This window comes from Streptomyces sp. NPDC023573, assembly GCF_055559735.1.
The window spans coordinates 647270-667996 of record NZ_JBVHKB010000004.1 but is presented as its reverse complement, the minus strand read 5'-3'; the positions used below and the strand labels follow the sequence as shown (position 1 = coordinate 667996).

Below are 20727 nucleotides of genomic sequence, written 5' to 3'. Positions count from 1 at the left end.
TTCCGACTCTATCAGACTCTTTCGTGTCCGATTCCCGGCCGAAGCGGGTTCCTGCTCAATCGCTTTCCAGTTCTTCGCTTTCGCGTTTCCCTTTCCGGCGAGTCCGACTCTATCAGATCCTTTCGGGCCTGATTCCCAGTCAGCGGGGTTTGTCTTCCGGGCCCTTGGGCCGTTCCGACGAGTGAGACTTTAGCGGAATCCCCGGCCCCGACGCTAATCGGGTCGCCTTCGAACGCTGATTCCTCATTTCGCACGTGTGCACGTAAAAACGCACGACAGACGTCGTTCGTTTCGAGTGGTTACTGCGGAATGGCTGTCCGGGGACCGACCGGGGCCGGGGCTCACGTCGGACAACTCGGAGCACACTACGGACCGGGGCAGGACGTGTCAACCCTCGTCCTGCCCGCCTCCGTGAGGGAGTCGCCGGCAAGGGACCCGTTGGTCAGCCGTTGCCCGTGGCCAGCTCCCGGCTCCGGTCCCGGGCCGCTTCGAGCGCGGCGATGAGGGCGGCCCGTACTCCGTGGTTCTCCAGTTCACGGATGGCGCTGATGGTCGTTCCGGCCGGGCTGGTGACGGCCTCGCGGAGCTTGACCGGGTGTTCGCCGCTGTCCCGGAGCATGACCGCCGCGCCGATGGCGGCCTGGACGATCAGATCGTGGGCCTGGGCGCGCGGCAGGCCGAGCAGGATGCCGGCGTCGGTCATCGCCTCGACGAGGAAGTAGAAGTACGCGGGTCCCGAACCGGAGAGCGCGGTCGCCGCGTCCTGCTGGGACTCCGGTACCCGCAGCGTCTTGCCCACTCCGCCGAAGATCGCCTCGGCGTGGTCGAGGTGCTCGGCGGTGGCATGGGTGCCCGCGGAGATGACGGACATGCCCTCGTCGACCAGGACGGGGGTGTTCGGCATGACGCGTACGACAGGGGTGCCGGCCGCGAGGCCTTCCTCGATGAATCCGGTCGTGATGCCCGCGGCGGCGCTGATGACGAGCCGGTCGGCGGTGACGTGCGGGGCGAGTTCGTCGAGGAGCTTGCCCATGTCCTGGGGCTTGACCGCGAGGATGAGGATGTCGGCGTTCTTGGCGGCCTCGGCGTTGGTGACGGGCTCGACGCCGTAACGGGCGCGGAGCTTATCGGCGCGCTCGGTGGTGCGAGTGGTCACCAGCAGGTCGCGGGCTTTCCAGCCGGCCCGGATCATGCCGCTGAGCAGGGCCTCGCCGATCTTTCCTGTACCGAGGACTGCGACTGTCTGGGTCATGCGGTTCATCCTCCGGGTGGCGGCGCGCGGTACGCGGTGCTCGTCGTTGGCCGCCATCCTCGCACCGCGCCCGTCAGGCGGTGCGGCGACGGAGGGTGGCGGCGCCCAGACAGAGAACGAGCAGGGCACAGCCGGCGACGATCAGGATGTCGCGGTAGAAGTCGGCGGTGATGTCGGTGTGTGTGAGGACCTGGTTCATCCCGTCGACGGCGTACGACATCGGCAGGACGTCGGAGACGGCCTCGAGGACGGGGTGCATCCGGTCGCGCGGGGTGAACAGTCCGCACAGGAGCAGCTGCGGGAAGATCACGGCGGGCATGAACTGGACCGCCTGGAACTCCGAGGCGGCGAAGGCCGAGACGAAGAGGCCGAGCGCCGTGCCGAGGAGCGCGTCGAGCAGGGCGACCAGGAGCAGCAGCCAGGGGGAGCCGACCACGTCCAGGCCGAGGACCCATACGGACATCGCGGTGGCCAGCAGCGACTGGGCGACTGCGACGGCCCCGAACGCCAGCGCGTATCCGGCGATCAGGTCGCCCTTGCCGAGGGGCATGGCGAGGAGGCGTTCGAGGGTGCCGGAGGTGCGTTCGCGGAGGGTGGCGATCGAGGTCACCAGGAACATCGTGATCAGCGGGAAGATGCCGAGCAGCGAGGCGCCGATGGCGTCGAAGGTCCCGGCGTCCGCGTCGAAGACGTAGCGCAGCAGCGTGATCATCAGGACCGGGACGATCAGCAGGAGCGCGACGGTGCGGGGGTCGTGGCGGAGCTGGCGCAGGACGCGGCCTGCGGTGGCGAGGGTGCGGGCCGGGGAGAGTGCGGGGGTCTCTGTGCTCATCGGGTCGTCTCCTGGCGGGTGGCCGCCTCGTCCGCGGCGGCCTCGTCCACCAGGTGGAGGAAGGCCTCTTCGACGGTGGCGGAGCCGGCACGGGTGCGGAGGGCGTCGGGGGTGTCGTCGGCGAGGATCGCGCCCTCGCGCATGAGCAGCAGCCGGTGGCAGCGTTCGGCCTCGTCCATGACGTGGGAGGAGACGAGGATCGTGGTGCCGCGGTCGGCGGCGAGGGTGTGGAAGAGGTCCCACAGATCACGGCGCAGCACGGGGTCGAGGCCGACGGTCGGCTCGTCGAGGACCAGGAGTCCGGGGGTGCCGAGCAGGGCGACGGCGAGGGAGACGCGGCTGAGCTGGCCGCCGGAGAGGGTGCCGGCGAGTGCGTCGGCGTGGCGGGTGAGGTCGACGTCGGCGATGGCGCGGGTGACCGCTTCCGCCCGGTCGGTCCGGTGGGCGCGGCCCGGCTGGAGCACGGCCGCGAAGTAGTCCAGGTTCTGCCGCACGGTGAGGTCCGTGTAGACCGACGGGGCCTGGGTCACGTAGCCGACGCGGGCCCGCAGGGAGGGGTGGCCTGCGGGGCGGCCGAGGACGTCGAGTGTGCCTGTGGCCTTGGCCTGGGTGCCGACGACGGCCCGCATGAGCGTGGACTTGCCGCAGCCGGACGGGCCGAGGAGGCCGGTGATCCTGCCCGGCTCGACGGTGAAGTCGAGGCCGCGCAGGACGGTGCGGCCTCCTCGTACGACGGTGAGGGCGCGTGCCTCGACGGCCCCCGCGTCCGCTCCACGCAGAGAATTCATCATGTGATGAATATTGATCCTGCCAGGTGTGCCGCGTCAAGGGAGGCGGCACACCCGGACCGGGCTGTCAGCGGACCAGCAGGGCGACTTCGACCACGTAACGCTCCTCGACGGTGCCGTCGGGGAACGCGGCGGCCAGATGCCCGCGCTCCTCGTCCAGGAACTGGCGGGTGGACGCCTCTCCGGCCGCGCCGCGCACGAGGAACGCGGAGTGGCTGGCGAGGTTCTCGAGATGCAGGCCGATCGGCACGGTCCGGGACCACGGCAGCAGCCGCTGCGTGAACTCGCCGCCGGGCAGCTGCCCGAGGTTCTGTGAGCCGGCGCCGCCCGGGGTGCCGTGGGCGCTGTCGTCCGTGCCGAAGTGACGGCGCAGCCGGATGTCCTGGGCGGCGATCCAGGGGACGGATGCGTCGGCGACGTTCCACCAGAGCGCCAGCACACCCCCGGGACGCAGCACGCGGAGTGCTTCGGGCAGGGACAGGGCAGGGTCGGTCCAGTGCCAGGACTGTGCGTAGGTGACCAGGTCGGCCGACGCGCCGGCGAGAGGGAGGCGGTTGCCGTCGCCCCGCACCACGGGGACGGACGGCAGTGACCGGCGCAGCTCTTCGGCCATGCCGGGGCCCGGCTCGACGGCGGTGACCAGGGCGCCCCGGTCGTGCAGCAAGCGGGTGGCGATGCCCGTACCCGCGCCGACGTCGACGGTGCGGGCGCCCTTGAGGGGACGGCCGGCCAGCTCCTCGACCGTGTCCAGGAGTACGGGCGGATAGCTGGGGCGCGCGGCGGCGTACCGGGCGGCGGCGCTGTCGAAGGAGAGGGCGCGGGACGTGGATGCGGTCATGCGTTCATCGTGCGCGCCCCCCGGCGCACGCGGGAGTGGAACGCGTCAGCTCTACCTGCGGCCGGAGCGCTTTCCCTTGGCTCCCTTGGCGTTCTTCCGGGCCGCCGGGTTACCGGTCCGCGAGGAGCGGCGCTTCGTGTACCGGTCGAGTGCCGTCTCGTACTCGGTGCGTCGCAGCTTCTCGCCCGGTGCCTCCTGGAAGGAGCGGATGAAGTAGGCGAGCAGCGAGCCGATGAAGCCGATGGACTTGAGGCCGCGCAGCCTGTCCTCGTGGGACGGGTCGGCGGGGCGCCGCGTGAAGCCCTCCCAGGTCTTGCGGAAGGCGATGGCGCTGCAGACCGCGAACATCAGGACGACGAGCATGCCGACGAGGCTGCCGACCTCGGCGATCTCCAGGCCCTGGTAGGCGAAGCGCAGGACGAGGCACCCGGCCACGGCCGCGACGAGCGAGCCGAGGGTGGCGCCTACGCGCCGCAACCCGTATCCCCCGTCGTGGCCGACCCAGGTCGTGCCGAAGAAGCGGAGGGGTTCGGGCCGCGGCCCTGGTGCGGTGGAGCCCGAAGGCGCGGCCGAGGGTGTTCCGGGGGCTTCGCTGTTCTCGCTCACGGAATCGATTATCCCCGGCCGCGCGTCTCTTCCGTCAGTCGCAGCGCGGAGCGATGTAGCCGTCACTGCCTGTCTTGACATAGGCGTCCGAGACGAACTGCCCGTTGGCGATGTTGTCCCAGAGGTTCGACGTGCCGTACGGACCGGACACCCGCTCCCCCGGCTTCTGGCAGTACACCGGGACGCTCATCCCGTACGGCAGCGTCCGGACGATCCCGTACTGCGTCCCGGGACCCCTGCGGACGTTGACGCGGTAGCCGGGAGCGATCGGGTAGACGACGGCGCTCGCGGCGAGCGTCGTCACCTCCCCCGCGGCATCCGGCTCGTCCGTGGTGACTGTGGTGACGGCGTTCTCTTCAACACCCATGAGGGCCTCCCCCGTTGAAAGCGATGCGTGTGACGCGCAGGCTAACAAGCCCCACGTTCCTCGCACGCACCATCGACTAGGCTCCGTGCGTCGCGCTTGCGCACGAACACACGGGGGTGGGCGATGCCGCCGCTGCGAGGGACCGGATCACATCCGGAAGCGGAGCATCCTGATTACGCCGGGCAGTACCGGCTCGAAGCATGTCTCGGAGCGGGCGGCATGGGTGTCGTACACCTGGCGCGCTCCCCCTCCGGGCTGCAGCTCGCGGTGAAGGTGGTGCACCGCCAGCACGCCGCGGACCCTGAGTTCAGGGCGCGTTTCCGGCAGGAGGTCGCGGCCGCCCGGCGGGTCAGCGGCGCGTTCACCGCTCCGGTCGTGGATGCCGATCCGGGGGCTGCGCTGCCGTGGATGGCCACCCTGTACGTCCCCGGCCCGACGCTCGCCGCGCAGGTCAAGCGGAACGGGCCGATGAGCCCCGCCGAGCTCCGCAGGCTCACGGCCGGCCTCGCCGAGGCACTGCGCGACATCCACCGCGCCGGTGTCATCCACCGGGATCTCAAGCCGAGCAACGTGCTGCTCCCGGACTCCGGGCCCAAGGTCATCGACTTCGGTATCTCCAGGCCGTACGACAGTGATCTCCGCACGGAGACGGGCAAGCTGATCGGCTCGCCGCCCTACATGGCGCCCGAACAGTTCCAGCGGCCCCGCGAGGTCGGTCCGGCGGCGGACGTGTTCGCGCTGGGAGCGGTCCTGGTCCACGCTGCGACGGGGCGGGGGCCCTTCGACTCGGACAGTCCGTACCTCGTGGCCTACCAGGTGGTGCACGACGAGGCCGACCTGGCGGGGGTACCGGCGGACCTCGCGCCGCTGGTGGGACGCTGCCTCGCCAAGGACCCCGGTGAGCGCCCCACCCCGGACGAGATCATGTCGGCGCTGCACCCTCCGTCGTACGAGGCCGCCGCCTTCATACCCGTCCAGCGCAAGCCGGTGGCCGCCGAGTCCGTGGACGCGGACGAGGGCACGACGCATGTGCGGGTGGCGAACGGGCTGCCGGACGTCGCGGTGTCGGTGAAGGGCCGTCGCAGGCGGTACGGCACAGCGGCCGTCGCCGTGGCAGCGGTGCTGGTGGCCGGAGGCCTCTGGGCGGCCGGGGGCGGCTCCGGCGCGCCGGAGGCGGGGACCGGCGCGGAGAAGGGGGGTGCGGCGGCCTTCGTACCGTGGCAGACGCCGCTGATGTCGCGCGGCGGCTCCACACCGTCCTGCGCCTCGGGGCCGGCCGCGGAGTTGTACTGCGTCTGCGCCGGCTACGGCACGGCCCGGCTGGATCCGTCGGACGGCCGGCCGGTCTGGTCGCACCGGGACACGTCGTCGAAGGGGTCAGGGGGCCCGGGCCCCGCGGGCGCGGTGTCCGGGAGCGTGGCCTACACCGTCGTGGCGGGCGATGAGGTCCGGGCGTACTCACCCGGTGAGGGCACGCAGCTCTGGCGCAAGGATCTCTCCGCGTACCTCGACGCGCCGTTCCCGGCCGGGGACGCCCTGCTGACGGTCCGCCGGGACGGGTCGCTCCAGGCGCTCGAAGCGGCGACCGGCGCGTCCCGGTGGCGGCGCGCCGTCCCGGGTCATGTGAGTCCGGGCTACGGGCTCCACGATCCGCGGACCGGCCTCGCCTACGCCTTCGAGGGCTCGGCGGACGGGGCCACCACGCTGGTCACGGCCATCAGGACGAAGACCGGCGAGACGGCGTGGCAGCGCAGGCTGGACGGGATGCTCACCCCCGCCGGGACGTCGGACGGAGCGCTCCTGCTCACCTCGATGAACGAGAAGGCGCAGACCACGGGGCTCGTCCGCTACGACCCGGTGCTGCGGCGAGCGACGCGCGTCGCACTGCCTTTCCGGATGGACGGGCCGGAGACCGTGGTGGACGGGGACACGGCCCTGCTCCTGGAGCGCGGCGGGACGCTGCTGGCCGTCGATGTCGGCCCGGGCGCCGGGCCGGCCGAGCGGTGGCGGCTGGAGACGGCCGTCAGCACGACCTCGGCACCGGTCGTCGGAGCGGGCGGCCGGCTCTACTTCTCCGCCGCGGACGGGCGGCTGCTCGCCGTCGACACGGAGCGCGGGACGCTGCTCGGCCAGACGCGCCCCCGGCTGAGGGACGGGAAGCTCAGCCACGCGTCGTCCCTGCCCGCCCCGGTCGTCCTGGGACGGAGCGTCATCGGCACCGCGCCGGACGGGTCCGTCTTCGCCGTGGACGCGGACGACCCCGCCCACTGGTGAGACCAGGAACGGGGCCGGGGGCCGGGAAGGTCAGCCGAGCTTGGTGACGTCGCGGACCGCGCCGCGGTCGGCGCTCGTGGCCATCGCGGCGTAGGCGCGCAGGGCTGCCGAGACCTTGCGGTCGCGGTTCTTCGGGGCGTACACGCCGTTCAGCGCTTCGCGGCGGGTGGTGAGCTCGGTGTCCGGGACGAGCAGCTCGATCGAGCGGTTCGGGATGTCGATCCGGATCCGGTCCCCGTCCTCGACCAGCGCGATCGTGCCGCCGGAGGCCGCCTCGGGCGAGGCGTGGCCGATGGACAGGCCCGACGTGCCGCCGGAGAACCGTCCGTCGGTGACGAGCGCGCAGGTCTTGCCGAGGCCGCGGCCCTTCAGGAAGGACGTCGGGTAGAGCATCTCCTGCATGCCGGGGCCGCCGCGCGGGCCCTCGTAACGGATGACGACGACGTCGCCGTCCTTGATCTCCTTGCGGAGGATCTTGTCGACGGCGTCCTCCTGCGACTCGCAGACGACGGCCGGGCCCTCGAAGGTCCAGATCGACTCGTCGACGCCGGCCGTCTTCACGACGCAGCCGTCCACGGCGAGGTTGCCCTTGAGGACCGCCAGACCGCCGTCCTTGGAGTACGCGTGCTCCAGGTCGCGGATGCAGCCGCCCGCGGCGTCCAGGTCCAGGGTGTCCCAGCGCTCGGACTGCGAGAAGGCGGTGGCGCTGCGGACGCAGCCCGGGGCCGCGTGCCAGAGCTCGACGGCCTCGGGCGACGGGGAGCCGCCGCGGACGTCCCAGTTCTTCAGCCACTCGGCGAGGGTGTCGGAGTGGACCGAGTGCACGTCCTCGTTGAGCAGACCGCCACGGTGCAGCTCACCGAGGAGGGCGGGGATGCCGCCCGCCCGGTGGACGTCCTCCATGTAGTACGTGCCGCCGGGGGCGACGTTGGGGGCGACCTTCGACAGACAGGGCACGCGGCGCGAGACAGCGTTGATGTCGTCGAGGTCGTACGCCAGCTCGGCCTCCTCGGCCGCTGCGAGCAGGTGCAGGATCGTGTTGGTCGAGCCGCCCATGGCGATGTCCAGCGCCATGGCGTTGTCGAACGCGGCGCGGGTGCCGATGGCGCGCGGCAGGACGGTCTCGTCGTCCTGCTCGTAGTAGCGCTTGGTGATCTCGACGACCGTGCGGCCGGCGTCCTCGTACAGCGCCTTGCGGGCGGTGTGCGTGGCGAGGACGGAGCCGTTGCCGGGGAGGGAGAGGCCGAGGACCTCGGTCAGGCAGTTCATCGAGTTGGCCGTGAACATGCCGGAGCAGCTGCCGCAGGTGGGGCAGGCGTTCTCCTCGATGCGGAGGATGTCCTCGTCGGAGATGCTCTCGTCGACCGCGTCGCTGATCGCGTTGACCAGGTCCAGCTTGCGGACCGTGCCGTCGACGAGGGTGGCCTTTCCGGCCTCCATCGGACCGCCGGAGACGAACACCGTGGGGATGTTGAGGCGCATCGCGGCCATCAGCATCCCGGGGGTGATCTTGTCGCAGTTGGAGATGCAGATCAGGGCGTCGGCACAGTGGGCCTCGACCATGTATTCGACGCTGTCCGCGATGAGGTCGCGGGAGGGCAGGCTGTAGAGCATGCCCTGGTGTCCCATGGCGATGCCGTCGTCCACCGCGATCGTGTTGAACTCGCGGGGCACCGCGCCCGCCGCCTTGATCGCATCGGAGACGATCCGGCCGACCGGGGCGAGGTGGGTGTGGCCCGGGACGAACTCGGTGAAGGAGTTGGCGACCGCGATGATGGGCTTACCGATGTCCTCACTGGCTACGCCGGACGCCCGCATAAGGGCGCGGGCGCCCGCCATGTTGCGGCCGTGGGTGACAGTGCGGGACCTCAGCTGGGGCATCGTCTCTCGCTCCTTCGACAGAAAAGACTGTCTCCGAGCGTACGCCTCCCGTGCCAAGATCTGGACACACCGTCCGGAATGCGGGATGTGATGCTCAACGGGTGGTCAGCGGAGGCCGTTTCACCCGGCCGGGGTCGCCCCGCGCGTCACACCGCCGGCAGCGCCGTCAGGCGTTCGGCGTGCAGCGCGGCCAGCCGCTTGCCGCCGGCGGCCACGTACCACTGCTCGGTGCCCGCACCGTCGCCGAAAGTCCAGCGGAGCTTGCCGTCCCGCGCGCCGTACGCCTGGACGCCGCCGTCCTTGCCGAACTCCGTCGCCCCGTACAGAGTGTCCCCCACCTTGGCGAACTGGAGCGGGACCGATACCTCGCGCAGGTCGTCGGGGTTGTGCCACAGCTTCCTGCCGGTGGCGGGGTCGACGGCCCACAGGGCGTGGGCGCTGTCCGAGGCGTAGATCACCCCGTCGAGGACGGTCGGCCCGTTGAACGTGTCGAACTCCTCGGTCTTCAGCGCCCAGCGCTCGGCGCCGTCGTCCACGCCGAAGGAGCGCAGGTGCCGCCCGTCCGAGACGACCACCGCTCCGTCGTGGACGGCGATCCTCTCGAAGTTGGCCCTGCTGATCTTCTTCGTCCACAACTGCCGCCCGGTCGCGGTGTCGCGGACGGTGAGGTTCTTGCGGAGGTCGGTGTAGACGAGGCGGTCGCCGAGCACCGCGGAGGTGAGCCCGGACTCGTCGGTCCCGGTGTCCCGCTTCTCGCTCCAGACGGCCTTGCCGGTACGCACGTCGATGGCGGCGATCACATTGGTCCGGGAGCTGAGGTCCTTCTCCAGAATGCCCGCGATCACGTACACGCGTCCGGTGTCGGCGCCGATGGGCCGGGGCTGGCTGTACCGCCCCTCCAGGCGGCTGCGCCATGTCTCCTTGCCCGTGGCCGGGTCGAGCCCCACGAGGTCACCGTCGTACTTCCCGCTGGCCAGGTAGAGCGTGTCCCCGCCCATGATCAGCCGCGCGCCCGGCTGGGCGGCGCCCGGCAGCGACCACAGCTCCTTGCCGGTGGCGAGGTCCCGGCCCACCAGGGGGTCACCGGCGACCAGCACGACATCGCCCACGACGGCGAGCACCTCGTGGTTTCCGAGGGTGCCCACGTCGGTCTTCTCCTGCCACAGGGCGCGCGGGGCGGTTCCTGCGGGAGGGGTCGTGAAAGCGTCGCCGCCGCCCTTGCCGCTGCCGCCGGGCTTCGGACCCCCGGTGTTGCCGCCGGAGGCGTCGGCCTCCTCCGGCCCGCACGCGGTCGTCACCGCTCCGGCCAGCACGACGCCCAGACCCGCGCCGGCCAGCCGCAGGAACCGTCTGCGCTCCACGGTGGCAGCCCTGCCGCCGTCCGACGGCCCGCCCTGTCCCCGTCCGCCCCTGATCGATCCGCTCATGATCGTCTCCCCCGTACGTTGTGCACGCCGTGTGCGTCCGGCTCGCATGATCCCGGACAGCCAACCATCCGGATCCGGCCACGGCCGGTGCCGGTACCGACTCGGAACATCGTTGTGATGCGACCGGCACAGCCGTCACACGGGCAGGACCCGGGTCACCCTTCGCCCAGGTACCGCTGGAGCGCGGGGGCCACCATCGCGATGATCTTCTCCGGGTCCGCGGACGCCAGGGGCTCCGCCCGGATGACGTAGCGCAGCATCGCGATACCGATCATGTGCGAGGCCGCGAGCTCGGCGCGGAAGGTCGGGTCGGGCACGTCCAGCTCCGCCGCGATCCGCTCCAGCAGGCGGCGCAGCACGAAGCCGCGCAGAACCTTCGCCGCCGCCTCGTGGGTGAGCGCGGAGCGCAGGATCGCCAGGAGCGGTGCCCGGGAGGCCGGGTTCTCCCACACGCCGATGAAATACCGGGCCAGCCGCTCCCCCAGGTCCTCCGAGGGGCCGCCCAGGAGCGTGGGGATGACGAGCGCGGGCTCGAAGGAGACCTCGATGGCCGCGGCGAAGACCTCGTCCTTCGTACCGAAGTAGTGGTGGACGAGGGCCGCGTCGACGTCCGCCGCCCTGGCGATGCCCCGGACCGTCGTCCTGTCGTAGCCGCGTTCGGCGAACTCCTTGCGGGCCGCCTCCAGGATCCGGGTCCTGGCGTCGGGGCCGGTGGTGCCCGCCGTGCGGGAGGGGCGGCCCCTGCGCCGGGGCGACGGGCCGTCGGCGCCGGGGGTCACGGGCGGGGCGTCCGCGCCGGCGACGCCAGATGGAGCCGGGTGAAGGCGAGCGCCTCCGCGAGATCGGCCTCGCGCTCGGCCGAGGACATGGCACGGCGGGTGTTGACCTCGATGACCACATGGCCGTCGAAGCCCGTACGGGCCAGCCGCTCCAGCAGCTCCGCGCACGGCTGGTCGCCCCGGCCGGGCACCAGGTGCTCGTCCTTGCCCGATCCCTTGCCGTCGGCCAGGTGCACGTGGGCGAGCCGGTCGCCCATCCGGTCCACCATGGCGAGGCTGTCGGTGCGCGCGGTCGAGGTGTGCGAGAGGTCCACGGTGAAGTGCCGGTAGTCGTCGTTGCTGACGTCCCAGGCGGGGGCGTAGGCGAGCATCTCGCGGTCCCGGTAGCGCCACGGGTACATGTTCTCCACCGCGAACCGCACGTCGGTCTCGTCCGCCATGCGCCAGATGCCGGAGACGAAGTCCCGGGCGTAGTTCCGCTGCCACCGGAACGGCGGGTGGACCACCACCGCCGAGGCGCCGAGTTTCTCCGCCGCGGCCCTGGCCCGCTGGAGCTTCACCCAGGGGTCGGTGGACCAGACCCGCTGGGTGATCAGGAGACAGGGCGCGTGCACGGCCAGGATCGGCACCTGGTGATAGTCCGACAGCCGCTGCAGCGCCTCGATGTCCTGGCTGACGGGGTCGGTCCAGACCATGACCTCGACACCGTCGTAGCCCAGGCGTGCGGCGATCTCGAAGGCCGTCGCCGTCGACTCCGGATAGACCGAGGCCGTCGACAGGGCGACCTTCGCATCCGGGATGCGCACCACTGGTTCTGCCACGTGGACAGCGTACGGGCAGCGGTACGCGAGTCCGAGGGAGCCCGGCTGAAAGTGACGAGGCCCATGAGGAGCGACCGCCGGGATCAGGCCAGGGCGGCCTGCTCCGCGGGCAGGTGGTCGAGCCGGCGCAGGATGACTCCCTCGCGCAGCGCCCAGGGGCAGATCTCCAGCTCCTCGACCTCGAACAGGTCCATCGCGCCCTCGGCGACGAGCGCGCCCGCCAGGAGCTGGGCGGCACGCCCCTCCGTGACGCCGGGCAGGTTCCCCCGCTGCTCCACGGTCATCGCGGACAGCTTCGGCACCCACTCCTCCAGGGCCTTGCGGGTGAGGACACGCTGGACGTACAGCCCCTCGGCGGAACGGGCGGCGCCCGTGATCCTGGCGAGCTGCCGGAACGTCTTGGAGGTCCCCACGACGTGGTCGGGCCGCCCCAGCCGGGTGAACTCGCCGACACTGCGGGCGATCCCCGCGCGGACATGGCGGCGCAGAGCACGTACGTCCGTCGCGTCGGGCGGGTCGCCCGGGAGCCAGGCCGCAGTGAGCCGGCCGGCACCCAGGGGCAGGGAGACGGCGGCGTCGGGCTCCTCGTCCAGGCCGTAGCCGACCTCCAGCGAGCCGCCGCCGATGTCCAGGACGAGCAGCTTCCCGGCGGACCAGCCGAACCAGCGGCGGGCGGCCAGGAAGGTCAGCCGGGCCTCCTCCTCGCCGCTGAGGACGGCGAGGGTGACACCCGTCTCGTCCCGCACGCGGGCCAGCACCTCGTCGGCGTTGCTCGCCTCACGCACGGCGGAGGTGGCGAACGCCAACACGTCCTCGCAGCCCTTGTCCTCGGCTGCCTGGAGGGCGTCGGCGACCGTCGTCACCAGGCGGTCCACGCCCTCACGGCCTATCGCCCCGTCCGGGGAGAGGAGTTCGGCGAGCCGCAGTTCCGCCTTGTGCGAGTGGGCCGGCTGCGGGCGGGCGCCGCGATGCGCGTCGACGACCAGCAGATGCACCGTGTTCGACCCCACGTCGAGGACTCCGAGTCTCATACGGGAACGCTACTGCGGCTTACTCTGGGCATGTGCCAAAGACGAAAAAGGCGAAGCCGGACAAAGCCACGAAGAAGCAGCCGAAGGTGAAGCGGGAGATGCAGCAGCCGGAAGCAACGGGGCCGGACGGGCCCGACGAGAAGGGGCTGGACTTCGCGCGGGCCTGGGTCGAGTTCCCCGACCCCGCCGACGACGAGCAGGTCTTCCGCTGCGATCTGACCTGGCTGACGTCCAGGTGGACCTGCATCTTCGGCAGCGGCTGCCAGGGAATCCAGGCGGGCCGGGCGGACGACGGCTGCTGCACGCTGGGCGCGCACTTCTCGGACGAGGACGACGAGAAGCGGGTCGCCGGGCACGTGGCACGGCTCACACCGGAACTGTGGCAGTTCCACGATGTCGGCACCGGGACCGGCTGGGTCGGGGTCGACGAGGACGGCGAGCGCCAGACGCGGCGCTGGGAGGGCTCCTGCATCTTCCAGAACCGCCCCGGCTTCGCGGGCGGCATGGGCTGTTCGCTGCACATCCTGGCCCTCAAGGAGGGCAAGGAGCCGCTGGAGACCAAGCCGGACGTGTGCTGGCAGCTGCCTGTCCGGCGTACGTACGACTGGATCGAACGGCCCGACGACACGCGCGTGCTCCAGATCTCCATCGGGGAGTACGACCGGCGGGGCTGGGGCCCGGGCGGTCACGATCTGCACTGGTGGTGCACCTCGGCGACGTCCGCGCACGGGGCCGGCGACCCGGTCTACGTGTCGTACCGGCCCGAGCTCACCGAGCTGATGGGCAAGGAGGCCTACGACCGGCTGGTCGAGCTCTGCGAGCAGCGGCTGGCGTCGCTGCTGCCGATGGCGCCGCATCCGGCCGATCCGGCCTGAGGCAGGCCCTGCGGGGGCGGCTTCCGCTCCCTCACGGCGTCCCGGTGTGCGGCGTCCTGGTGTGCGGCGTCCTGGTGTGCGGCGCACAAACGTTCCGCCGCGCACCGGGGCGCCGTCCGCGTCAGCCGGCGGGCCCGGAGGGCTCGCCGGGCTCCGTGGCGCCGGGCTCCGTGGCGCCGTCGGAGGGTGCCGGGGTGGGGCCGGGAGAGCCCGGTCCGTCGGTGGGCGGATCCGTCGGCGTGGGCGTGGGGTCCGGCGGACCGGTGGGGTCCGTGGGCGCTGTGGGACCGGGGGTCGGCTCCGAGGGGGCCGGGGAGGACGGGGTGGGGCTCGGGGGCCCGGACGACGGATCCGGTGACGGCCACGGACCGCCGGGGCGTGGGGCCGTGGCCCCGTAGCCGGTGATCGCGACCGCGGACCCGGACGGGGCGAACAGCACACGCGCGCTCCACGGCCCCCGGGGCTCGGCCGCACCGTTCACGAAGACATGGAGGCTGACGCTCCGGCCCGGCGCGACCGTGCCGGACGTACGGCTGAGGCGCAGCCACGGGGCGTCCGCCCGGGCCGACCAGACGACGGTCTCGTCGCCGGTCGCGGTGAGAGTGATCGTCGTACGGCTGCCGTGCGAGCGGGCCGAGACCGCGAGCGAGGACGCTTCGTCCGGGCCGGCGCCCACGCTGATGACTTCGGCCGAGACGTCCGGGCTCCCGGTGCCTTCCGCGAAGCCGTCGTGCCCGTCGGGGCGGGCGTTGCCGGCGTTCTCGTAGTGGTCGTACGGATCGCCGTCGGGGCTCGGTTCGCCGTCCACGTCCGTCGCCGTGACCGATGTGTCGCGGCCCTCGCCGGTCAGCGGCGCACCACGGTAGGCGGCCCAGAGGGCGATCACCGGGGCGGCGACGACGGTCGCGACGACCGTCGTGGTCACGACCCGGGCGCGCAGCCGGTCCCGGCGCGCCGCGTGGTCCTTGGGGTCCAGCGGGAAACCGGTCCGGCCGAAGCGCGGGGCCCCGGACCGGGAGCGCCGGGCATGGGTCAGGGCGACGTGCACCGAGGGGCGGGGCGCCTCGACGACCGGCAGCGCGGTGGCCGGGGTGACCGTCGCGCCGGGCCAGGGGCCGGCCGCCCCGGCCCGCTCGGCGGCGCGGCGGCAGCGGGGGCAGTCGTCGACGTGCCGGACGAGCTCCCGGCGCAGGGCCGCCGAGAGCAGCACCTGATGGGCGCCGGTGAGACGGGCGACGGAAGGGCAGTCGCCCGTCTCCACGACGGCGAGGGCCGCGCGGGTGCGCTCCACCTCGCAGGCGGCGCCCGCCAGGAGCTCCCTGGCGCTGCCGGGGTCGAGTCCGAGGACGGCGGCGACGGCGCGTGGGGTGAGCCCGTGGCGCACGGCGAGTTCCAGCGCCTCACGCTGCTCGGGGGTGGTGCCCGCGGCCTCGGGCCAGGCCAGCTGCGCGAGCTCACGCCGGTGCGCCTCGGCCACCGGTGACTCCGTGGGGCGGTCGGGGGCGGGGGCCTCCTCCGGCGCGTGGGCGGGCCGGCGACGGGACGCCCGGCCGCCCTCGCGGGGCGTGCGCGGTGTGTGCGGCGTGCGCCGGTGCGCCTGGCGGCCCCGCCGCTGTTCGGTGAGCGCCCGCAGGCACGTCCATCTGGCCAGGGCGTACAGCCAGGATTTACGTTCCTCCTCGGCCGCGGGGCACCGGCCGTCCTGCCGCTCGGCGATGGCCAGGACCGAGCCGAGCGCCTCGGTGGCCGCCTCGTGGTCGCAGAGCACGGAGAGGCAGTACGTGAACAGGCCGTCGAGATACGGCTCGTACCGCGCGGACGACCGCTGCGCCGAAGAGCGGGCGGCGCGGCGGTGCGCCCGGTGTGCGCCGGTGGGATGTGTGGGGGTCTCCAGCCTGCTGCTCGTCACGGGGCGACCGTAGGCAGACAGGTGCGGGGCCCTGACAGCACTTTCCTGCATTTAATCCTTACGGGTGACGGTCTCCCTCGAAAGGGGACGGGAATCCCGGATTCCGGCAGAATTGCCGCATCGGGCACACGTTCGACCACCGCGCCCATGACCGGAGCTGTCAGACCCCACCTATACGGTGACGCCATGGCTGCCCGTACGAAATCCGCGAAGGACCGCCCGTCCTACCGCTGCACCGAATGTGGCTGGACGACGGCCAAATGGCTCGGCCGCTGTCCCGAGTGCCAGGCCTGGGGGACAGTCGAGGAGTTCGGCGGCGCCCCCGCGGTCCGGACGACGGCGGCCGGCCGGGTCTCCACCGCCGCGGTGCCGATCGGCCAGGTCGACAGCCGGCAGGCCACCGCCCGCTCGACCGGGGTCGGAGAGCTGGACCGCGTGCTCGGCGGGGGGCTCGTCCCCGGCGCCGTCGTGCTGCTCGCGGGCGAGCCGGGCGTCGGCAAGTCGACGCTGCTGCTGGACGTGGCCGCCAAGGCGGCGAGCGACGACCACCGCACCCTTTACGTCACGGCCGAGGAGTCCGCCAGCCAGGTGCGCATGCGGGCCGACCGCATCCGGGCGATCAACGATCACCTGTATCTGGCCGCCGAGACCGACCTCTCGGCGGTCCTGGGGCATCTGGACGCGGTCAAGCCGTCGCTTCTCGTCCTCGACTCCGTGCAGACCGTCGCCTCGCCGGAGATCGACGGCGCGCCCGGCGGCATGGCGCAGGTCCGCGAGGTCGCGGGCGCGCTCATCAGGGCCTCCAAGGAGCGCGGCATGTCGACGCTCCTGGTGGGCCACGTGACCAAGGACGGCGCGATCGCGGGCCCCCGCCTCCTGGAGCACCTCGTCGACGTGGTGCTGTCCTTCGAGGGCGACCGGCACGCCCGCCTCCGGCTCGTGCGAGGCGTCAAGAACCGCTACGGCGCCACGGACGAGGTCGGCTGCTTCGAGCTGCACGACGAGGGCATCACGGGGCTGGCCGACCCCTCGGGGCTCTTCCTCACCCGCCGTGACGAGCCCGTCCCCGGCACCTGTCTGACGGTCACGTTGGAGGGCAAGCGGCCGCTCGTCGCCGAGGTGCAGGCGCTGACGGTCGACTCGCAGATCCCTTCGCCCCGGCGCACCACCTCCGGCCTGGAGACCTCCCGGGTCTCGATGATGCTGGCCGTCCTCGAACAGCGGGGCCGGATCAGCGCCCTCGGCAAGCGGGACATCTACAGCGCGACGGTGGGCGGCGTGAAGCTCACCGAACCGGCCGCGGATCTCGCCATCGCCCTGGCACTCGCCAGTGCGGCGAGCGACACACCGCTGCCGAAGAACCTCGTCGCGATCGGTGAGGTGGGCCTCGCCGGGGAGGTCAGAAGGGTGACCGGGGTCCAGCGCAGGCTGGCGGAGGCGTACCGTCTCGGGTTCAAGCACGCCCTGGTTCCGAGGGACCCTGGACAGGTCCCGGCCGGTATGAAGGTCACAGAAGTGGCCGACATGGGCGACGCTCTGAGAGTCCTTCCCCGCCGCTCTCGGCCGGACGGACCACAGGAGGACGGCGCACGCCGGTAGACTTTGCCCTGGTCTCGCCCGCCCGTACGAACGGTACGAGGGACGCAAGGGCACCGCCGACCTGTGACCGGAGGAGTGCAGTGGCAGCCAACGACCGGGCAGCATCGCCCGGAAAGTCCGGCCAAGGCACGGGGAACGAGGCGCTGATGCGCGCCTCGTTGAGCGCGGTCGCGCCCGGAACGGCCCTCCGCGACGGTCTGGAGCGCATCCTCCGCGGCAACACCGGCGGACTGATCGTCCTCGGCATGGACAAGACCGTCGAATCCATGTGCACCGGCGGTTTCGTGCTCGACGTGGATTTCGCCGCGACGCGCCTGCGTGAACTGTGCAAGCTGGACGGCGCGATGATCCTCGACAAGGACATGACGAAGATCCTCCGGGCCGGTGTGCAGCTGGTCCCGGACGCCTCCATCCCCACCGAGGAGACGGGCACCCGCCACCGCACGGCTGACCGGGTCTCCAAGGCCTGCGGCTTCCCCGTGGTGTCGGTCTCCCAGTCGATGCGCCTGATCGCGCTGTACGTGGACGGGGAGCGGCGGGTCCTGGAGGAGTCCTCCGCGATCCTGTCCCGCGCCAACCAGGCGCTCGCCACCCTGGAGCGGTACAAGCTCAGGCTGGACGAGGTCGCCGGGACGCTCTCCGCGCTGGAGATCGAGGACCTGGTCACGGTCCGGGACGTGACGGCCGTCTCGCAGCGGCTGGAGATGGTGCGCCGCATCGCGACCGAAATCGCCGAGTACGTCGTGGAGCTGGGCACCGACGGCCGCCTCCTGGCCCTCCAGCTGGACGAGTTGATCGCGGGCGTGGAGCCGGAGCGCGAGCTGGTCGTCCGCGACTACGTGCCCGAGCCCACCGCGAAGCGGTCCCGTACGGTCCCGGAGGCGCTGGCCGAGCTGGACACCCTGACCCACACCGAGCTGCTCGAACTTCCCGTGGTGGCACGGGCACTGGGCTACAGCGGCTCGCCGGAGACGCTGGACTCGGCTGTCTCCCCCCGCGGGTTCCGGCTGCTGGCGAAGGTGCCGCGGCTTCCCGGGGCGATCATCGAGCGGCTGGTGGAGCACTTCGGCGGCCTGCAGAAGCTGCTCGCCGCGAGCGTGGACGACCTCCAGGCCGTGGACGGAGTGGGCGAGGCGCGGGCGCGGAGCGTCCGGGAGGGCCTCTCGCGGCTCGCGGAGTCCTCGATCCTGGAGCGGTACGTCTAGACCTTCCGACCGAACGCCGCAGGGCCCCGCCGGAACGTCGTCCGGCGGGGCCCTGCGGCGTTCGGTCCCGGTGGGGACCGGCCGCCGCGCCGTCAGTCCTTGGCCAGGACGAACGAGGCGCGCTGGACGGTCTCGCCCGGGACCTCGGCCTCCAGCAGGTAGGTCCCCGGCCCCGCGGACCGGACGGGCGGTGTCGCGCACGAGGGCGCGCTCCCCTTGCGGTCCCACTCCACGATGTGGACGACCGTCGCTCCCGCCGGGACCCGCAGGAAGAGGGCGCCGCCGGGCTTCGGGCAGTCCTTGGAGGACCACACCTGCTCGTCGTCCTCGCCGGCCTCGGTGACCGTGAGCACAGCGCTCTTCGGGCCGAAGTCGGCCTTGCAGTCGGCAGCCGAGGTGTTCCTGGCGCTCAGCCGGAATTCCGGCTTGTCGTCGGGTCCGAAGCTGATCTCCGTCTTCAGGCTCAACTGCAGGACGGAGGGCGTGCACTTGGGGAGCGGTGATCCGGCGGGTACCTGCTGCCCACCCGTGCTGCCGCCGGTTCCGGCGCCCGACGCGGAGCCGCCCGATCCCGCGGTGCCCGCGCCCGTGCCCCCGCCGGTGTCCGCCCCTCCGGCACCGCCCGTCCCTGTCCCGGTGCTCCCGCCGCCCGACCCGGAGCCCGCGGCCGCACCGGAGTCGTCCGACTCGTCGCGTCCGCCGGGGGGTTGGCCGGTGACCGGGCCGGAACTCGAAGGCCCGGGGGTGATCGACGGGGCGGGGCCGGCGCCTCCGGGCTTCCCGTCGTCCTGCCCGCCGCCGCTGCCGCCACCCGAGGTGACAGCCCAGGCGACCAGGGCCGCGAGCAGCGCGATCACCAGCACCGCTACTGTTCTCCGTCGCCAGTAGATGCTGGAGGGAAGCGGCCCGACCGGATTGCGCATAGAACCCACGGACCGAACTGTACGAGAGATCCAGGCCAACTCCGGCCCCCAACCGCCGCTCTGATCGACAAGTTTTCCTGATCATCATCCTGGAGCGGCCGTTACCGGGGCGCTTCCGTCCGCTTTGCACCGGCTCGGCCCCCGTACGCCCCGCTCGAAGGGTCAGAACGGGTGGCGTTATCACTCCCTGAGCGCTCGGCCGGGCCGACACCCCCGTTGCCGTGCACGATGTCCCGCCTTCCGTGCCAGGATCGGGGGTGCGATGACTGCCACGACTACGACACAGACGCCCCCCGCCTCCCTCCATACCCCCGTCATCGGGTGGTTCGAGCAGCACGCACGCGATCTGCCCTGGCGCCGCCCCGATGCGGGTGCCTGGGGTGTGATGGTGAGCGAGTTCATGCTCCAGCAGACCCCGGTGAACCGAGTCCTGCCGGTCTACGAGCAGTGGATGGCCCGCTGGCCGCGCCCGGCCGACCTGGCCGCCGACGCACCGGGCGAAGCCGTCCGCGCCTGGGGCCGGCTCGGCTACCCCCGGCGTGCGCTCCGGCTGCACGGGGCCGCGCAGGCGATAACGGAACGCCACGGCGGCGACGTGCCGAGCGAGCACGGCCAGCTGCTCGCACTGCCCGGGATCGGGGAGTACACGGCCGCGGCCGTGGCCTCGTTCGCGTACGGGCAGCGTCACGCCGTGCTGGACACGAACGTCCGCAGGGTGTTCGCCCGGGCCGCCACCGGCATCCAGTACCCGCCGAACGCGACCACCGCGGCCGAGCGCAAGCTCGCCCGCGCACTGCTCCCGGAGGAGGACGAGCGCGCCGCGAGCTGGGCGGCGGCCACGATGGAGCTCGGCGCACTCGTGTGCACCGCGAAGAACGAGGACTGCACGCGCTGCCCGATCGCCGGTCAGTGCGCCTGGCGGCTGGCGGGCAAGCCCGCCCACCAGGGTCCGCCGCGCCGCGGCCAGACGTACGCCGGCACGGACCGGCAGGTCAGGGGGCGGCTCCTCGCGGTGCTGCGGGACGCGGTCACACCGGTGCCGCAGTCGGCGCTGGACGCGGTGTGGGAGGAGCCCGTGCAGCGGGCGCGCGCCCTGGACGGGCTCGTCGCCGACGGCCTGGTCGAGCCCCTGGCGAACGGCCGGTACCGGCTGCCCCTGACCTGACCGCGCGCTCCGGCGGACCGGGCTGTCCAGCGGCTGTTACACAACCGATGGACAGCCGTGCGTCCGCCTACGGCTGCTCCGCACACCCTCGTGACAACGCCTCCGTAACGTCACCGGACGTCGGACGGGACCACCCGGCCGACGGCGGTACACGG

At 72.4% G+C, this 20727-nt stretch carries 18 protein-coding genes; 5 read left to right on the top strand and 13 right to left on the bottom strand.

The features are described from left to right. Positions 1-442 precede the first annotated feature (442 nt). The 6 genes from proC to ACZ32T_RS17010 all read right to left on the bottom strand — a co-directional run bounded on the left by proC (position 443) and on the right by ACZ32T_RS17010 (position 4683). Positions 443-1261, bottom strand: coding sequence for a pyrroline-5-carboxylate reductase (proC, locus tag ACZ32T_RS17035; RefSeq protein WP_467269840.1), 819 nt, complete (start codon positions 1259-1261; stop codon positions 443-445). Between the two features lie 64 nt (positions 1262-1325). Continuing rightward, entirely contained in the window at positions 1326-2084 is a 759-nt protein-coding gene (locus tag ACZ32T_RS17030) for an ABC transporter permease (protein WP_467367574.1), read from the bottom strand. Beyond that, positions 2081-2875 (bottom strand): ABC transporter ATP-binding protein, encoded by a 795-nt coding sequence (locus ACZ32T_RS17025; RefSeq protein ID WP_467269821.1) that lies wholly within the window; start codon positions 2873-2875, stop codon positions 2081-2083. The genes ACZ32T_RS17030 and ACZ32T_RS17025 overlap by 4 nt, the downstream gene beginning before the upstream one ends. A gap of 64 nt (positions 2876-2939) precedes the next feature. Beyond that, entirely contained in the window at positions 2940-3710 is a 771-nt protein-coding gene (locus ACZ32T_RS17020) for a class I SAM-dependent methyltransferase (RefSeq protein ID WP_467269819.1), read from the bottom strand. Between the two features lie 51 nt (positions 3711-3761). Next, on the bottom strand, positions 3762-4316 hold the full coding sequence (locus tag ACZ32T_RS17015) for a hypothetical protein (protein ID WP_467367572.1): 555 nt from the start codon (positions 4314-4316) through the stop codon (positions 3762-3764). 34 nt (positions 4317-4350) lie between these two features. Further along, positions 4351-4683 (bottom strand): SH3 domain-containing protein, encoded by a 333-nt coding sequence (locus ACZ32T_RS17010; protein WP_467269815.1) that lies wholly within the window; start codon positions 4681-4683, stop codon positions 4351-4353. A 123-nt stretch (positions 4684-4806) separates the two neighbouring features. Here ACZ32T_RS17010 and ACZ32T_RS17005 point away from each other — a divergent pair, with 123 nt between their 5' ends. Next, complete coding sequence (locus ACZ32T_RS17005; RefSeq protein ID WP_467367603.1) at positions 4807-6957, top strand: serine/threonine-protein kinase; 2151 nt, start codon at positions 4807-4809, stop codon at positions 6955-6957. Positions 6958-6987: 30 nt separating this feature from the next. On the opposite strand, the gene ilvD is transcribed toward ACZ32T_RS17005, so the two are convergent. From ilvD to ACZ32T_RS16980, 5 genes are all read right to left on the bottom strand, one after another. Beyond that, on the bottom strand, positions 6988-8838 hold the full coding sequence (gene ilvD, locus ACZ32T_RS17000; protein ID WP_467269813.1) for a dihydroxy-acid dehydratase: 1851 nt from the start codon (positions 8836-8838) through the stop codon (positions 6988-6990). A 146-nt stretch (positions 8839-8984) separates the two neighbouring features. Continuing rightward, positions 8985-10175, bottom strand: coding sequence for a PQQ-like beta-propeller repeat protein (locus ACZ32T_RS16995; RefSeq protein WP_467269836.1), 1191 nt, complete (start codon positions 10173-10175; stop codon positions 8985-8987). Between the two features lie 245 nt (positions 10176-10420). After that, entirely contained in the window at positions 10421-11044 is a 624-nt protein-coding gene (locus ACZ32T_RS16990) for a TetR/AcrR family transcriptional regulator (protein WP_467269812.1), read from the bottom strand. After that, positions 11041-11865: a sugar phosphate isomerase/epimerase family protein gene (locus ACZ32T_RS16985; protein WP_356713768.1), complete on the bottom strand. Its 825-nt coding sequence runs from the start codon at positions 11863-11865 to the stop codon at positions 11041-11043. The genes ACZ32T_RS16990 and ACZ32T_RS16985 overlap by 4 nt, the downstream gene beginning before the upstream one ends. 83 nt (positions 11866-11948) lie before the next feature. After that, positions 11949-12896 (bottom strand): Ppx/GppA family phosphatase, encoded by a 948-nt coding sequence (locus tag ACZ32T_RS16980; RefSeq protein ID WP_467269811.1) that lies wholly within the window; start codon positions 12894-12896, stop codon positions 11949-11951. 32 nt (positions 12897-12928) lie between these two features. Between ACZ32T_RS16980 and ACZ32T_RS16975 the strand changes: the two genes are divergently transcribed. Then, on the top strand, positions 12929-13771 hold the full coding sequence (locus ACZ32T_RS16975; RefSeq protein ID WP_467269809.1) for a DUF3109 family protein: 843 nt from the start codon (positions 12929-12931) through the stop codon (positions 13769-13771). A gap of 121 nt (positions 13772-13892) precedes the next feature. Here ACZ32T_RS16975 and ACZ32T_RS16970 read toward each other — a convergent pair whose 3' ends face one another. Continuing rightward, on the bottom strand, positions 13893-15680 hold the full coding sequence (locus ACZ32T_RS16970) for a BACON domain-containing protein (protein ID WP_467367570.1): 1788 nt from the start codon (positions 15678-15680) through the stop codon (positions 13893-13895). Between the two features lie 186 nt (positions 15681-15866). On the opposite strand from ACZ32T_RS16970, the gene radA reads away from it, so the two are divergent. Together radA and disA are read left to right on the top strand one after the other, a co-directional pair. After that, positions 15867-17279 carry a DNA repair protein RadA gene (gene radA, locus ACZ32T_RS16965; protein WP_104786887.1) on the top strand — a complete coding sequence of 471 codons (1413 nt, stop codon included), beginning with the start codon at positions 15867-15869 and terminating at the stop codon, positions 17277-17279. Between the two features lie 80 nt (positions 17280-17359). Continuing rightward, on the top strand, positions 17360-18484 hold the full coding sequence (disA, locus tag ACZ32T_RS16960; RefSeq protein WP_356713772.1) for a DNA integrity scanning diadenylate cyclase DisA: 1125 nt from the start codon (positions 17360-17362) through the stop codon (positions 18482-18484). 92 nt (positions 18485-18576) lie between these two features. Here the strand turns inward: disA and ACZ32T_RS16955 are convergent, their stop codons facing one another. Beyond that, complete coding sequence (locus tag ACZ32T_RS16955; RefSeq protein ID WP_467269835.1) at positions 18577-19407, bottom strand: hypothetical protein; 831 nt, start codon at positions 19405-19407, stop codon at positions 18577-18579. A 262-nt stretch (positions 19408-19669) separates the two neighbouring features. Between ACZ32T_RS16955 and ACZ32T_RS16950 the strand changes: the two genes are divergently transcribed. Then, on the top strand, positions 19670-20572 hold the full coding sequence (locus tag ACZ32T_RS16950) for an HhH-GPD family protein (RefSeq protein ID WP_467367568.1): 903 nt from the start codon (positions 19670-19672) through the stop codon (positions 20570-20572). Positions 20573-20727: the final 155 nt, after the last annotated feature.